Origin of the sequence: Vibrio sp. OPT20, assembly GCF_963889365.1 — a bacterium.
Lineage (GTDB): Bacteria > Pseudomonadota > Gammaproteobacteria > Enterobacterales > Vibrionaceae > Vibrio > Vibrio splendidus.
In genome coordinates this window covers 81,654-97,148 of the sequence record NZ_CAWPOA010000075.1, presented here as the reverse complement: position 1 = coordinate 97,148, position 15,495 = coordinate 81,654, and the positions used below count along the sequence as shown (strand labels likewise).

Annotated in this window: 14 protein-coding genes; 10 read left to right on the top strand and 4 right to left on the bottom strand. The window is 46.0% G+C overall.

Features of this window, described 5'->3' with window-relative positions; translation table 11 throughout:
• Nucleotides 1–85 precede the first annotated feature (85 nt).
• From AACR09_RS16760 to AACR09_RS16750, 3 genes are read left to right on the top strand one after another with little or no spacing between them, the layout of a single operon-like run.
• Nucleotides 86–1,027 (top strand): virulence factor BrkB family protein, encoded by a 942-nt coding sequence (locus AACR09_RS16760; RefSeq protein ID WP_017086963.1) that lies wholly within the window; start codon nucleotides 86–88, stop codon nucleotides 1,025–1,027.
• Nucleotides 999–1,433 carry a D-aminoacyl-tRNA deacylase gene (gene dtd / locus AACR09_RS16755; protein ID WP_004735590.1) on the top strand — a complete coding sequence of 145 codons (435 nt, stop codon included), beginning with the start codon at nucleotides 999–1,001 and terminating at the stop codon, nucleotides 1,431–1,433. The genes AACR09_RS16760 and dtd overlap by 29 nt, the downstream gene beginning before the upstream one ends.
• 16 nt (nucleotides 1,434–1,449) lie before the next feature.
• Complete coding sequence (locus AACR09_RS16750; RefSeq protein ID WP_004735591.1) at nucleotides 1,450–2,385, top strand: bifunctional GNAT family N-acetyltransferase/hotdog fold thioesterase; 936 nt, start codon at nucleotides 1,450–1,452, stop codon at nucleotides 2,383–2,385.
• Nucleotides 2,386–2,455: 70 nt separating this feature from the next.
• Here the strand turns inward: AACR09_RS16750 and AACR09_RS16745 are convergent, their stop codons facing one another.
• The 4 genes from AACR09_RS16745 to hslR form a co-directional block, all read right to left on the bottom strand.
• Nucleotides 2,456–4,420, bottom strand: a complete 1,965-nt coding sequence (locus AACR09_RS16745) for an AsmA family protein (RefSeq protein ID WP_228010411.1) — start codon at nucleotides 4,418–4,420, stop codon at nucleotides 2,456–2,458.
• 153 nt (nucleotides 4,421–4,573) lie between these two features.
• Complete coding sequence (gene pckA / locus AACR09_RS16740) at nucleotides 4,574–6,199, bottom strand: phosphoenolpyruvate carboxykinase (ATP) (RefSeq protein WP_004735593.1); 1,626 nt, start codon at nucleotides 6,197–6,199, stop codon at nucleotides 4,574–4,576.
• A 337-nt stretch (nucleotides 6,200–6,536) separates the two neighbouring features.
• A complete protein-coding gene (hslO, locus tag AACR09_RS16735) occupies nucleotides 6,537–7,430 on the bottom strand; it encodes an Hsp33 family molecular chaperone HslO (protein ID WP_054542068.1) in 894 nt (297 codons plus the stop codon).
• Between the two features lie 18 nt (nucleotides 7,431–7,448).
• Entirely contained in the window at nucleotides 7,449–7,835 is a 387-nt protein-coding gene (gene hslR / locus AACR09_RS16730) for a ribosome-associated heat shock protein Hsp15 (RefSeq protein ID WP_004735595.1), read from the bottom strand.
• 317 nt (nucleotides 7,836–8,152) lie between these two features.
• On the opposite strand from hslR, the gene gspC reads away from it, so the two are divergent.
• From gspC to gspI, 7 genes are all read left to right on the top strand, one after another.
• Nucleotides 8,153–9,049, top strand: coding sequence for a type II secretion system protein GspC (gene gspC / locus AACR09_RS16725; protein WP_193834453.1), 897 nt, complete (start codon nucleotides 8,153–8,155; stop codon nucleotides 9,047–9,049).
• Between the two features lie 41 nt (nucleotides 9,050–9,090).
• On the top strand, nucleotides 9,091–11,115 hold the full coding sequence (gene gspD, locus AACR09_RS16720; protein ID WP_114634179.1) for a type II secretion system secretin GspD: 2,025 nt from the start codon (nucleotides 9,091–9,093) through the stop codon (nucleotides 11,113–11,115).
• Nucleotides 11,115–12,617 carry a type II secretion system ATPase GspE gene (gene gspE / locus AACR09_RS16715; protein WP_004735599.1) on the top strand — a complete coding sequence of 501 codons (1,503 nt, stop codon included), beginning with the start codon at nucleotides 11,115–11,117 and terminating at the stop codon, nucleotides 12,615–12,617. The genes gspD and gspE overlap by 1 nt, the downstream gene beginning before the upstream one ends.
• 1 nt (nucleotide 12,618) lies before the next feature.
• On the top strand, nucleotides 12,619–13,839 hold the full coding sequence (gene gspF / locus AACR09_RS16710) for a type II secretion system inner membrane protein GspF (RefSeq protein ID WP_004735600.1): 1,221 nt from the start codon (nucleotides 12,619–12,621) through the stop codon (nucleotides 13,837–13,839).
• An 88-nt stretch (nucleotides 13,840–13,927) separates the two neighbouring features.
• Nucleotides 13,928–14,371, top strand: a complete 444-nt coding sequence (gene gspG / locus AACR09_RS16705) for a type II secretion system major pseudopilin GspG (protein WP_004735601.1) — start codon at nucleotides 13,928–13,930, stop codon at nucleotides 14,369–14,371.
• A gap of 135 nt (nucleotides 14,372–14,506) precedes the next feature.
• The gene (gene gspH / locus AACR09_RS16700) at nucleotides 14,507–15,100 is read left to right on the top strand and encodes a type II secretion system minor pseudopilin GspH (RefSeq protein WP_017091444.1); all 594 of its coding nucleotides are present in this window, start codon (nucleotides 14,507–14,509) and stop codon (nucleotides 15,098–15,100) included.
• Entirely contained in the window at nucleotides 15,087–15,482 is a 396-nt protein-coding gene (gspI, locus tag AACR09_RS16695; RefSeq protein WP_193834443.1) for a type II secretion system minor pseudopilin GspI, read from the top strand. The genes gspH and gspI overlap by 14 nt, the downstream gene beginning before the upstream one ends.
• Nucleotides 15,483–15,495 lie beyond the last annotated feature (13 nt).

The window sequence follows — 15,495 nt, the reverse complement described above, 5'->3', positions numbered from 1 at the left end:
TCTGCCTTGTTCTCAAGCCTTTTTCCTACGCTATTTTTGAACCCTTACTTACTGTGATTAATACAACGGAATATTAATTAGGACTATGAACGAGTTACCAGGGAGTTACAAGTTGAAGATAAAAAACGCAGTCACAGGGAGCATTCAGTTTTCCCGCTATCTTTTGGCGCGAATGACGCACGATAGGGTCAATGTGAATGCGGGTTACTTGGCGTACATTACTTTGCTCTCGATCGTACCGATGTTGACGGTTTTGCTCTCTATCTTATCGTCATTTTCAGTCTTTGCTGATGTTGGCCTAGTGATTCAAAACTTCGTTATTACCAACTTTGTTCCAGCATCTGGGGATGCGGTGCATGGTGCTCTACTCGAGTTCGTTGCCAATACCGGAAAAATGACAGCGGTGGGCAGTGTGTTCTTATTCATTGCGGCATTGATGCTGATCTCCAACATCGATAAGAACCTTAACTACATCTGGCGAGTAACAGAAAAGCGTCGGGCCGTATTGTCCTTTTCAATGTATTGGATGGTGCTAACGCTTGGACCTATTTTGATTGGGGCGAGCATTGCTGCAACGTCGTATGTGACATCATTGAACTTGTTACAAAACGAAGTCGTGTCGAGTGCCTTTAATACCGTGATTCGCAAGCTCCCTTTGATTACCTCATTCTTTGCGTTTTTCGGTCTGTATCTGTTGGTTCCCAACAAAAAGATACACTTTTCTCATGCGGCAGCGGGCTCTCTGGTTGCGGCTCTGTTGTTCGAACTCAGTAAGAAAGGCTTCGCGGCTTACATTACTCAATTCCCTTCTTACCAATTGATTTATGGCGCATTAGCGGCGATTCCCATTCTTTTTGTCTGGGTGTATTTGTGCTGGTTGATTGTGTTGGTGGGTGCTGAGGTGACGGCCGCGTTGGGCGAGCAGGAACAGTGGAGTGACTCTCAAGAAATGGTACACTCGTCGGATAAAGAAAAAATCACAGAGCAAGGAAACAACAGTGATAGCACTGATCCAGAGAGTAAGTGAAGCTGCCGTCCGTGTTGATGGCGAAGTAGTGGGTGAGATTGAGCAAGGCTTATTGGTTCTGTTAGGCGTAGAAAAAGGTGATGACGAAGCCAAAGCCAAACGTTTGATGGAACGAGTGACCACTTATCGTGTCTTTGGAGATGAAGACGATAAAATGAATCTTAATGTAAAGCAGGTAGAAGGTAAGGTATTAGTGGTTTCTCAATTCACTCTGCCAGCTGATACTAAGAAAGGCACACGAGCAGGATTTTCTCGTGGTGCTCACCCAGAAGATGCAGAGCGTCTTTACAACTATTTCTCTGACCAGTGTGAATCAGTGTTGCCAACGGAACGTGGCCGATTCGCAGCCGACATGAAAGTGTCTTTGGTTAATGATGGCCCAGTAACATTCTGGCTGCAGGTTTAGGCTTAAAGGAATAAGCATGTTTAAACTCATAACACCGACCACCGAAAATCAACTGAACAAGTATTACCATTTTCGCTGGCAGATGCTCCGTGAACCTTGGCGAATGCCGGTAGGTTCAGAGCGCGATGAATACGATGCCATGAGTCACCATCGCATGATTGTCGATGGTCGAGGTCGCCCGATGGCGATTGGTCGTCTCTATATCACCCCAGATCTAGAGGGGCAGATTCGCTATATGGCGGTGAAGAAATCTCGCCAAAGTAAAGGCATGGGCTCACTTATCTTGGTTGCGCTAGAGTCACTGGCACGTCAAGAAGGGGCGAAGCGTTTGGTGTGTAATGCACGTGAAGATGCGATCTCATTCTATGAGAAGAATGAGTTTGAACGTCGTGGTGAAATTAACGATCAACGCGGCCCTGTGCGTCACCAACAGATGGTGAAACCTCTTGACCCAATGGCTGATGTACTGCGCAAACCAGAATGGTGTAATGAGCTTCAGCAGCGTTGGGAAAATCAGATCCCGATCAGTGACAAAATGGGCATCAAGATTAACCAATACACGGGTTATCAGTTTGAGTGTAGCGCTCAATTGAATCCCAACCTTAACCCTCATAACACCATGTTTGCTGGCTCAGCTTTTACCTTGGCGACTCTAACGGGTTGGGGAATGACTTGGCTACTGATGAAAGAACGTGGGCTGACCGGTGATATCGTACTGGCAGACAGTAATATTCGTTATCGTCACCCAGTCGAGCAAAACCCAGTCGCATCTACGTCATTGGATGGGATCAGTGGCGATTTAGATCGCCTCGCGTCTGGCAGAAAAGCTCGCATCATCATTCATGTGACCATTAACAGTGGCGATGTGGAAGCGGTTGAGTTTACGGGAACCTATATGCTGATCCCTGACTACAAAAAGCGATTATCAACAGACTCCAACGTAAGCGTATAGCTGACACTGGCTAACAGATACAGATACAGATACAGATACAGATAAAGATTAAAGATAGAAGGCGCTACTCCTATGGAGTGGCGCTTTTTTGTTGGCAGTCGTTAATCTCGGAATACTCAGCTTGGGTGAGCTTTCCTGAGATTTGATGGCATTGGTCCGATAACGAAATGGATAGAGTGTGTTTGCTAGTTTCTAGCAAATCGAGCTCTCCAGAGACCTCACCGTTGAGCGTTTGAACTCTTTGTGTACCTTGCTCTGCTGAGGATGCACCAATAATGTGCATGGGTTCGAGAGTGAAGCGACCACGGTCAAAATTCGCATTAAGCTCTGGGATTTCAAACACGTTATCGGTCGATGTTTCAGAAAGCTTATCGTCAAAGGTCATCACACCTTGGCGAACACTGCCAGTGAGTTGCCCTGTGGTTGAATAACCGAGCATCAACGAATCGCCATACAAGCCTGCGGCTTGAAGTTCAAACTCACCATAGCCGGTTGCATCGAGCGGTAATTCGAGTTGCTGCAGCATGGGTGCTATGGGTAGCCCATCGGCAGAGATATCTAAGCTCCATGGCTTACTGATTTGGTTGAAGTCGAGTGTCGCGTTGGCTTCAATGTAGCCGTGCTTTAGTGGCATAAACAGGCGTGTCAGCGTCCATTTCCCTTGTTCGCTATTCATTTCAACCACGGGTTGAACACTGACAATATTTTGATAGCTGGCATCGTTGGCGCTAACCATCAACTTGCCTTGCCACAGTCCTAACTTTCTCTGTTGCAGCAGTTGAACCTGATGTCCTTCGACATGCAGCCCTGAGACCTGCCAGTAAGGTTTGTTTGCGAGTTGGATAAGTTGGCTACGTTCTATATTAAGTCGGTCAATAGAGGCTTGCTGAAGCTGTGTCAGCCAAGGCAATAGGCGAGCGGATGGTAGAACTTTATCTTGGCTTTCCGTAATCCACTTTATGCCTTGCAGGTCGAGCTGAGCTAATTGAATGCTGCTAGGGGTGACTTCGCCATTAAGCTGAATACTGCCTTGTAAGAATTGAGTATAGAAGTCTTCAATCAGAATCTGGTTCGGATCTAAATTGAGCTTGATACTTGGCTCTATGAACATGTCATCATCAATGGTCACCCCCTCTGCTTGCAGAGAGAAAATGGCTTTCTGTTGCTTCCACAGCTCAAAAGGCAGTTGGATATTTTCTAGTGAGGCATCAAAAGCTGCGAGGTGACCATCTTGCCATTCCACGTCGCTGCGCAGAATATCTAAGCTATTGATGTGATTGATCTGAATACCGGCTACATCCCACTCTTTGCTTAGTAGGCTTTGGGTCTGTTTCTGATTGAGTCGTAAGCCATCAACGGTCACATTCACCAATGACCAATCTTGCTGATACTGCTCTGCTTGTCCTGAAATCTTGGCACCGCGCCAGTCAAATGAAGCGCCATAAAGCGTGCTGTCACTAGGTTTTAAGTCTAGGTCAAACAACAGGTTATCGAAGGCTTCTCCTTGCCAATACAGCTGCGTGGCTGAGAGTTGGATTTTGCCATAAGGCAGTAATACGTTGTTGTCATCCCACGTTGGATCGGAGATCTGGAGGTCGATGCCTCGCGCATTAAAGTCTGGGGTCGAAAAGTCGAGATTATTGATGGCTAGCTGGTGGAGCTTGATGTTTGGTTGGGTGAATAACGGCGTGAATGCCTCTAGATCGCTTATTTCCAACTGTAGGCCACTGATCAAGACGGAGTCCAAGACCAGTTTAGCTTCTGTAATCGAGCTGGGACTGAACCAAAGATCGATCTTGTCGATATAGAGAGGTTTTTGTTTATCAGGTTGGCTTTGGGTAATGCCCATCAAGGTGATGTGATAAGGCGCCTGATACTCAACGTCTTCAATGAGTACAGGTTGTTCAAGCGTATGCTTGATAAAAAAGTTAGCAACATCCGATCGGTATTGAGTTTGTAGGCTTAATAACAACGCTGCGATAGTCGCAACGATGATGGCCACCACAATGCCAATCACCATGAATACCTTTTTCATTCCCTGAAAGCCTTAAATTTCAATAGTCTCAAAACAGAGTGGAACAAAAAGGGGCAAGCAGCAACAAAAAAGCCCCTCAAAAGAGGGGCTTGCTACAAAAATATCATTTTAAATTGGGCGTTCGCTTTTGGCTAAGCCCGAGCAGATGTTGGGTTAGTCTAGTTGAGGACCTGCCGCAACCAGTGACTTACCTTCAGCATTGTCTGTGTACTTATCAAAGTTGTTGATGAAGCGCTCTGCTAGATCTTTCGCTTTGCTTTCCCATTGTAGTGGGTCAGTGTAAGTATCACGTGGGTCAAGAATCGCTGGGTCAACATCGTGCAACGCTAGCGGTACTTCTAGGTTAAACATAGGGATAACCTTAGTCTCAGCTTGGTCGATTGAGCCATCTAGGATAGCGTCGATGATGCCGCGAGTATCTTGGATTGAGATACGTTTGCCTGTGCCATTCCAACCAGTGTTCACAAGGTAAGCTTCAGCGCCAGCCGCTTCCATACGCTTCACAAGCACTTCAGCGTACTGAGTTGGGTGAAGAGTTAAGAATGCCGCACCAAATGCCGCAGAGAACGTTGGTGTTGGTTCAGTAATACCGCGCTCTGTACCTGCTAGCTTAGCTGTGAAGCCAGATAGGAAGTGGTACTTAGTTTGCTCCGGAGTCAGCTTAGATACTGGTGGTAGCACACCAAACGCATCCGCTGTTAGGAAGATAACTTTTTGAGCGTGACCGGCTTTTGATACTGGCTTAACAATGTTGTCGATGTGGTGAATCGGGTAAGAAACACGAGTGTTCTCTGTTTTTGAACCGTCATCGAAATCGATAGAACCATCACCACGAACCGTTACGTTTTCTAGCAGAGCATCGCGACGGATTGCATTGTAGATTTCTGGTTCTGCTTCTTTAGATAGACGAATAGTCTTCGCGTAACAACCACCTTCGAAGTTGAAGATACCATCGTCATCCCAACCGTGCTCATCATCACCGATTAGCTCACGCTTAGGATCGGTTGATAGGGTTGTTTTACCGGTACCTGATAGGCCGAAGAATACAGCTACGTCGCCTTCTTCGCCAACGTTTGCACTACAGTGCATTGAAGCAATGCCTTGCAGAGGAAGCAGGTAGTTCATCATTGCAAACATGCCTTTCTTCATCTCACCGCCGTACCAAGTACCACCGATGATTTGAACGCGCTCTGTTAGGTTGAAAGCAACGAAGTTTTCAGAGTTTAGACCCTGCTTTTCCCAGTTAGGGTTCGTTGTTTTAGCACCGTTCATTACCACGAAATCAGGTTCGAACGTTGCTAGCTCTTCGTCAGTTGGACGAATGAACATGTTCTTAACGAAGTGCGCTTGCCAAGCTACTTCAGTGATAATACGTACACTTAAGCGCGTATCAGGGTTAGCACCACAGTAACCGTCAATGACAAACAGGCGCTTGCCAGATAGCTGAGTTGTCACAAGCTCTTTCAGCTCACTCCATACTTCAGTTGTAATCGGTTTGTTGTCATTTTTGCCTTGATCTGACCACCACATGGTATCGCGCGTAGTGTCATCTTTAACAATGTACTTATCTTTTGGTGAGCGGCCAGTAAAGATACCAGTGTCAACCGCAACAGAGCCTAGTTCCGTTACTACGCCTTTTTCGTAGCCTTCCAAACCTGGCAGTGTTTCTTCAACGAATAACTGCTCGTAGCTAGGATTACGAAGAACTTCAGTAACGCCAGTCAGTCCGTGCTTAGTTAGATCAATTTGTGCAGCCTTAGTATGTTCCATAACGGTCATAGGTGCTCCTTGTAGGATATTTTGTAGGGATTTTGTATTAATTTTTTATTGTTATCTGCTCACCATGCTAGCAACGAGGCTCGGGGGAAACAGGGATACAGCTCAAAAAATATCCATATTAACCGTGAGGTTTTAAGCGTCTCGTCACATATTGGCCCGACTAGTCTATCCTGTACGCAAACCTTTGCGCTAGGGGCGAGAACATTATTAATTGATTAAAATTAAGCGGTGATTTTATTACGAGATGTTACGGGCTTTGCGCTATTTTGATCACAAAAAAGGCCAGCTTAGTGCTGACCTTTTTGGGGTAAATTACGTGTTTTTGGTACGCTGTAAATTAATGAACCGTATTGTCGCCTTTATCTGCTGCTTCTGCGTACAGTGCATCAACGTCGCTCTTATCGAACGAGTAGTTTGTGCCACAGTAATCACAGTGAAGAGCAACACTACCTTCCGTACTCAGGATGTCGTAGATCTCCTCTTGAGCAACGGTAATGATAGCGGCACCACTGCGTTCACGAGAACAACCACAGAAGAACTCGACAGGTTGAGGGGTAAACACCTGAACCTTCTCTTGGTTATATAGGCGGTACAACAAATCATTCGCTTCTAGAGAGAATAGTTCTTCGTTTTTAACCGTGTCAGTTAACTGCTCTAGGTGCTCGAAGTCATCTGGCGTACCGGTGCCGTCTGGCATAACCTGCAGCAACATACCTGCAGCGTGTGCTTTGCCTTCATGTTCACCCGTACGTAGCCACAGACGAGTCTTAAGCTGTTCTGAGTTAGCAAAGTAACCTTCAAGAACGTCAGCAAGTGTTTCGCCTTCAAGACCAACGATACCTTGGTAACGCTCACCTTTTTTAGGATCGATAGTGATCACTAGGTGGCCTTTACCTATAAGGTCGTGCAGGCCAGCGTCGTCAGCAATATCACCGTCAAAGCGCGCAACACCACGAATCTTCTGATCGTTATCGCCATTAATAACAGCGAGAGATACTGGACCATCACCTTGCAGTTGCATCGTGATAGAACCTTCAAACTTTAGAGTCGCCGTTAGTAGCGTCGTTGAAACCAGTAGCTCACCCAACAGCTTTTGTACTGGCGCTGGGTATTCCTTGCTAGAAATAATCTGTTGGTATGCTTCGTCCATCTGTACCAATTCACCACGTACTGATAGGTCTTCAAATAGGTAGCGATTTAAAACATTACTTGTAGACATTGGGTCTGCCATTTGGCTATTCCTTCTAGCTTATTGAGTCTTGAACTTAATGATGTCACGACGTTGCTTTTTATCTGGGCGACGTTCTGGTGCTGGACTATGAGCATTCAGTTTGCGTTGTTGTGCAAACTCTTCTCTTTTTGCCAAGCTTTCGGTGGTTTCTTCATAGAGGGTTTGAGCGACTGGCGCCCCGCCACGGTGTGCGGATATTTTCTCTATGGTGACCGTCTTTTCTTCATTCCCTTGGCGCAGGGTAATCACTGCCCCAAGTTCTACGATTTTGCTGGGTTTGCTGCGCTGACCATTATAGTGGACTTTGCCACCATCGACCATGTTGCGAGCAATTGAACGAGTTTTATAAAAGCGTGCTGCCCACAGCCATTTATCGAGTCTGACAGCTTCATTAGTCGTTTTCATATAGGACAGTGCCTTTTCAGTTAGAAATGAATGCGGTTTAACTGTTATTCACAGTATGCAACTTATTTTATTTGATGACGCTTATCACATTTAGTAGAAGCTTATGTGGAGGCGATTGGCTTTTTTTTCAAGGAAGATTACAAAATAGCTCAGGTAATGCCGATTTATAGATTTGCTATGATATAGTTCAGGATCTTATGCTTTTAATAAGCAGGAACAGAATGTATGAACAAAAAAGCTGATAGTTTAGTAGGTTACAGCTTTATTCGTTATAGAAAGGGTTAGGGAACGTGAACTTTTTAGAGCTCAAACTTCGCATGGATAACTCTCCGGTGCTGAGCCGATTTTTAGAGAATGGATTTTTACTCCAGCAGAAACTGAGCCTTGTTCTTTGTTGTGTGTTGATCGCAGCTTCCGCATGGATTTTAGGACAGCTTGCATGGTTTATTGAACCTGCTGAGCAAACCGTCGTGCCATGGGCAGCAACGGCTTCCTCGTCTTCTGCTCCTCAATCGACTCTTGATATCTCTTCTTTACAGCAGAGCAATATGTTTGGTGCTTATAACCCAACCACGCCTGCTGTGGTTGAGCAGCAAGTTATCCAAGATGCGCCAAAGACGCGACTGAACCTCGTTTTAGTGGGTGCAGTAGCCAGTTCAAATCCAAAGCTGAGCTTGGCTGTGATTGCCAATCGCGGCACACAAGCAACCTACGGCATTAATGAAGAGATCGAAGGTACGCGAGCTAAGTTAAAAGCGGTATTAGTCGATCGCGTGATTATTGATAACTCAGGTCGAGACGAAACCCTGATGCTTGAAGGTATTGAGTACAAGCGTTTGTCTGTATCAGCGCCTGCGCCACCTCGTACCTCTTCTTCTGTGCGTGGCAACAACCCAGCTTCTGCAGAAGAGAAGCTAGATGAAATTAAAGCGAAGATAATGAAAGATCCGCAACAAATCTTCCAATATGTTCGACTGTCTCAGGTGAAACGCGACGGTAAAGTGATTGGTTATCGTGTGAGCCCTGGCAAAGATTCAGAACTTTTTAACTCTGTTGGGCTCCAAAACGGAGATATTGCCACTCAGTTAAATGGACAAGACCTGACAGACCCTGCTGCTATGGGCAACATATTCCGTTCTATCTCAGAGCTGACAGAGCTAAACCTCGTCGTCGAGAGAGATGGTCAACAACATGAAGTGTTTATTGAATTTTAAAACTTTGCGTCTAACGAAGGACGAAAGTGTAGGAGAAGTACGTGAAGCATTGGTTTAAGAAAAGTGCATGGTTATTGGCAGGAAGCTTAATCTGCACACCCGCAGCCATCGCGAGTGATTTTAGTGCCAGCTTTAAAGGCACTGATATTCAAGAGTTTATTAATATTGTTGGTCGTAACCTAGAGAAGACGATCATCGTTGACCCTTCGGTGCGCGGAAAAATCGATGTACGCAGCTACGACGTACTCAATGAAGAGCAATATTACAGCTTCTTCCTAAACGTATTGGAAGTGTATGGCTACGCGGTTGTCGAAATGGACTCAGGTGTTCTTAAGATCATCAAGGCCAAGGATTCGAAAACATCGGCAATTCCAGTTGTTGGAGACAGTGATACGATCAAAGGCGACAACGTGGTGACACGTGTTGTAACGGTTCGTAATGTCTCGGTGCGTGAACTTTCTCCTCTGCTTCGTCAACTAAACGACAATGCAGGCGCGGGTAACGTTGTGCACTACGACCCAGCCAACATCATCCTAATTACTGGCCGTGCAGCCGTTGTTAATCGTTTAGCTGAAATCATCAAGCGCGTTGACCAAGCGGGTGATAAAGAGATTGAAGTCGTTGAGCTAAAGAATGCTTCTGCGGCAGAAATGGTACGTATCGTTGATGCGTTAAGCAAAACCACAGATGCTAAAAATACACCTGCCTTCCTACAACCTAAATTAGTTGCTGATGAGCGTACCAACGCGATTCTTATCTCAGGCGACCCTAAAGTACGTAGCCGTTTAAGAAGGCTGATTGAACAGCTTGATGTTGAAATGGCAACCAAGGGCAACAACCAAGTTATTTACCTTAAGTACGCAAAAGCAGAAGATTTAGTTGATGTGCTGAAAGGCGTGTCGGACAACCTGCAATCAGAAAAGCAATCTTCAACCAAAGGCAGCTCATCGCAACGTAACCAAGTGATGATCTCCGCTCACAGTGACACCAACTCTTTAGTGATTACCGCACAGCCGGACATCATGAATGCGCTTCAAGATGTGATCGCACAGCTGGATATTCGTCGTGCTCAAGTATTGATTGAAGCACTGATTGTCGAAATGGCCGAAGGTGACGGCGTTAACCTTGGTGTGCAATGGGGTAACCTTGAAACGGGTGCCATGATTCAGTACAGCAACACTGGCGCTTCCATTGGTGGTGTGATGGTTGGCCTAGAAGAAGCAAAAGATTCAACAACAACCAAAGCTGTTTATGATGAAAATAATAACTTCTTACGTAATGAAACCACGACAGAAGAAGGCGATTATTCTACATTGGCTTCTGCTCTTTCTGGCGTTAATGGCGCCGCAATGAGCGTAGTGATGGGTGACTGGACCGCCTTGATCAGTGCAGTAGCGACCGATTCAAATTCAAATATCCTATCTTCTCCAAGTATCACCGTGATGGATAACGGCGAAGCGTCGTTCATTGTGGGCGAAGAGGTGCCTGTTTTAACTGGCTCGACCGCAGGCTCAAGTAACGATAACCCATTCCAAACGGTTGAACGTAAAGAAGTGGGTATCAAGCTAAAAGTCGTGCCACAAATCAATGAAGGTGACTCAGTTCAGCTGCAAATAGAACAAGAAGTATCGAACGTATTGGGCGCCAATGGTGCGGTTGATGTGCGTTTTGCTAAGCGTCAGCTAAATACGTCAGTGATTGTTCAAGACGGTCAAATGCTGGTGCTTGGTGGCTTGATTGACGAGCGAGCACTGGAAAGTGAATCTAAGGTGCCGTTCTTGGGTGATATCCCTGTTCTAGGACACCTGTTCAAATCAACCAGTACTCAGGTTGAAAAAAAGAACTTAATGGTCTTCATCAAACCAACCATTATTCGTGATGGTATGACAGCCGATGGTATCACTCAGCGTAAATACAACTTCATCCGTGCTGAGCAGTTGTACAAGGCTGAGCAAGGGCTGAAATTAATGGCAGATGATAACATCCCGGTATTGCCTAAATTTGGTGCCGACATGAATCACCCGGCTGAAATTCAAGCCTTCATCGATCAAATGGAACAAGAATAATGGCTGAATTGGTAGGGGCGGCACGTACTTATCAGCGCTTGCCGTTTAGCTTTGCGAATCGCTATAAGATGGTGTTGGAGTATCAACATCCAGAGCGCGCACCGATACTTTATTATGTTGAGCCACTGAAATCGGCGGCGATCATTGAAGTGAGTCGAGTGGTGAAAAATGGTTTCACGCCACAAGCGATTACTCTCGATGAGTTTGATAAAAAGCTGACCGATGCTTATCAGCGTGACTCGTCAGAAGCTCGTCAGCTAATGGAAGACATTGGTGCTGATAGTGATGATTTCTTCTCACTAGCGGAAGAACTACCTCAAGACGAAGACTTACTTGAATCAGAAGATGATGCACCAATCATCAAGTTAATCAATGCGATGCTGGGTGAGGCGATCAAAGAGGGTGCTTCGGATATACACATCGAAACCTTTGAAAAGTCACTTTGTATCCGTTTCCGAGTTGATGGTGTGCTGCGTGATGTTCTAGCGCCAAGCCGTAAACTGGCTCCGCTATTGGTTTCACGTGTCAAGGTTATGGCTAAACTGGATATTGCAGAAAAACGCGTGCCACAAGATGGCCGTATCTCTCTGCGTATCGGTGGTCGAGCGGTTGATGTTCGTGTCTCAACCATGCCTTCTTCGCACGGTGAGCGTGTGGTAATGCGTCTGTTGGACAAAAACGCCACTCGTCTAGACTTGCACAGCTTAGGTATGACAGCAGAGAACCACGAAAACTTCCGTAAGCTGATTCAGCGCCCACATGGCATTATCTTGGTGACTGGCCCGACAGGCTCAGGTAAATCGACGACCCTGTACGCAGGCCTGCAAGAACTCAACAGCAATGAACGAAACATTTTAACCGTTGAAGACCCGATCGAATTCGATATCGATGGCATTGGTCAAACACAAGTGAACCCTAAGGTTGATATGACCTTTGCGCGAGGCTTACGTGCCATTCTTCGTCAAGATCCTGATGTGGTCATGATTGGTGAGATCCGTGATTTGGAAACCGCAGAGATCGCTGTCCAAGCCTCTTTGACAGGTCACTTAGTTATGTCGACTCTGCATACCAATACTGCCGTCGGTGCGATTACACGTCTGCGTGATATGGGCATTGAACCTTTCTTGATCTCTTCTTCACTGCTGGGTGTTTTGGCTCAGCGCTTGGTTCGTACTTTATGTAACGAATGTAAAGAACCTTATGAAGCCGATAAAGAGCAGAAGAAACTGTTTGGGTTGAAGAAGAAAGAAAGCCTGACGCTTTACCATGCCAAAGGTTGTGAAGAGTGTGGCCATAAGGGTTATCGAGGTCGTACGGGTATTCATGAGCTGCTGATGATTGATGACTCAGTACAAGAGCTGATTCACAGTGAAGCGGGTGAGCAGGCGATTGATAAAGCAATTCGTGGCACAACACCAAGCATTCGAGATGATGGCTTGAGCAAAGTTCTGAAAGGGGTAACTTCCCTAGAAGAAGTGATGCGCGTGACCAAGGAAGTCTAGTATGGCGGCATTTGAATACAAAGCACTGGATGCCAAAGGCAAAAGTAAAAAAGGCTCAATTGAAGCAGATAATGCTCGTCAGGCTCGCCAAAGAATCAAAGAACTTGGCTTGATGCCGGTTGAGATGACCGAGGCTAAAGCAAAAACAGCAAAAGGTGCTCAGCCATCGACCAGCTTTAAACGCGGCATCAGTACACCTGATCTTGCGCTTATTACTCGTCAAATATCCACGCTCGTTCAATCTGGTATGCCGTTGGAAGAGTGTTTGAAAGCTGTTGCCGAACAGTCTGAGAAACCTCGTATTCGCACCATGCTACTCGCGGTGAGATCTAAGGTGACTGAAGGTTATTCGTTAGCAGACAGCTTGTCTGATTATCCCCATATCTTCGATGAGCTATTCAGAGCCATGGTTGCTGCTGGTGAGAAGTCAGGACACCTCGATGCGGTATTGGAACGATTGGCTGACTACGCAGAAAACCGTCAGAAGATGCGTTCTAAGTTGCTGCAAGCGATGATCTACCCAATCGTGCTGGTGGTGTTTGCGGTGACGATTGTGTCGTTCCTACTGGCAACGGTAGTGCCTAAGATCGTTGAGCCTATTATCCAAATGGGACAAGAGCTTCCTCAGTCGACACAATTTTTATTAGCATCGAGTGAATTTATCCAGAATTGGGGCATCCAACTACTGGTGTTGACCATTGGTGTGATTGTGTTGGTTAAGACTGCACTGAAAAAGCCGGGCGTTCGCATGAGCTGGGATCGCAAATTATTGAGCATCCCGCTGATCGGCAAGATAGCGAAAGGGATCAACACCTCTCGCTTTGCACGAACACTTTCTATCTGTACCTCTAGTGCGATTCCTATCCTTGAAGGGATGAAGGTCGCGGTAGATGTGATGTCGAATCATCACGTGAAACAACAAGTTTTACAGGCATCAGATAGCGTTAGAGAAGGGGCAAGCCTGCGTAAAGCGCTTGATCAAACCAAACTCTTTCCCCCGATGATGCTGCATATGATCGCCAGTGGTGAGCAGAGTGGCCAATTGGAACAGATGCTGACAAGAGCGGCAGATAACCAGGATCAAAGCTTTGAGTCGACGGTTAATATCGCGTTAGGCATTTTTACCCCAGCGCTTATCGCGTTGATGGCTGGCTTAGTGCTGTTTATCGTGATGGCGACGCTGATGCCAATGCTTGAAATGAACAATTTAATGAGTGGTTAACCTGCTGCTCATCAGACGTTAGTTTTTGGATTATCGAGAAGAAGGACATCATTCCCCTTAACTCGCTATCTGTAATTTGGAGAAAATAATGAAAAATAAAATGAAAAAACAATCAGGCTTTACCCTATTAGAAGTCATGGTTGTTGTCGTTATCCTTGGTGTTCTAGCAAGTTTTGTTGTACCTAACCTGTTGGGCAACAAAGAGAAGGCTGACCAACAAAAAGCCATCACTGATATCGTGGCGCTAGAGAACGCGCTCGACATGTACAAACTGGATAACAGCGTTTACCCAACAACGGATCAAGGCCTTGACGGGTTGGTGACAAAGCCAAGCAGTCCAGAGCCTCGTAACTACCGAGACGGCGGTTACATCAAGCGTCTACCTAACGACCCATGGGGCAATGAGTACCAATACCTAAGCCCTGGCGATAACGGCACAATTGATATCTTCACTCTTGGCGCCGATGGTCAAGAAGGTGGTGAAGGTATTGCTGCGGATATCGGCAACTGGAACATGCAGGACTTCCAATAAGCTTCGGCTTGTTGTCGGTTGATACGTTCCCGTTGGTTGATACGTTCCCGTTGGTTGATTCGTTATTGTTGCTTGATACGTCATTGTCGCTTGATACGTTATTGATGGTAGTACGCAAAAAATGGAGTCTACAAGGTGAAAACTAAGCAAACACAGCCAGGTTTCACCTTGATTGAGATTCTTTTGGTGTTGGTATTACTGTCAGTATCGGCGGTCGCGGTGATCTCGACCATCCCTACCAACAGCAAAGATGTTGCTAAAAAATACGCTCAAAGCTTTTATCAGCGAATTCAGTTACTCAATGAAGAGGCTATCTTGAGTGGTTTAGATTTTGGTGTTCGTGTTGATGAAAAGAAATCGACCTACGTACTGATGACTTTGAAGTCTGATGGTTGGCAAGAAACTGAGTTCGAAAAGATCCCTTCTTCAACTGAATTACCGGAAGAACTGGCACTGTCGCTGACATTAGGTGGTGGCGCGTGGGAAGACGACGATCGCCTTTTTAATCCGGGAAGCTTATTTGATGAAGACATGTTTGCGGATCTGGAAGAGGAAAAGAAGCCCAAGCCACCACAGCTCTACATCTTGTCGAGTGCTGAAATGACGCCATTTGTACTGTCGTTTTACCCAAACACGGGTGACACTATACAAGATGGTTGGCGCATTCGAGTATTGGATAATGGTGAGATTCGACTGCTAGAGCCGGGAGAAGAAGATGAAGAAGAATAACCGTTCTCCTTATCGTTCTCGTGGTATGCCTCTTGGTTCTCGAGGAATGACTCTGCTTGAAGTATTGGTTGCGCTGGCTATCTTCGCTACGGCGGCGATCAGTGTGATTCGTGCCGTCACCCAGCACATCAATACGCTCAGTTATCTCGAAGAAAAAACCTTCGCGGCGATGGTCGTTGATAATCAAATGGTCCTAGTCATGCTACATCCTGAGAAGCTTAAAAAAGCACAGGGCACGCAAGAGTTAGCGGGAAGAGAGTGGTTCTGGAAGATTACCCCTATCGATACCAGCGATGATTTATTAAAGGCGTTTGATGTGAGTGCGGCAACCAGTAAGAAAGCGTCTCCAGTCGTTACGGTGCGCAGTTATGTGGTCAATTAAAAGCGTGTGGTCA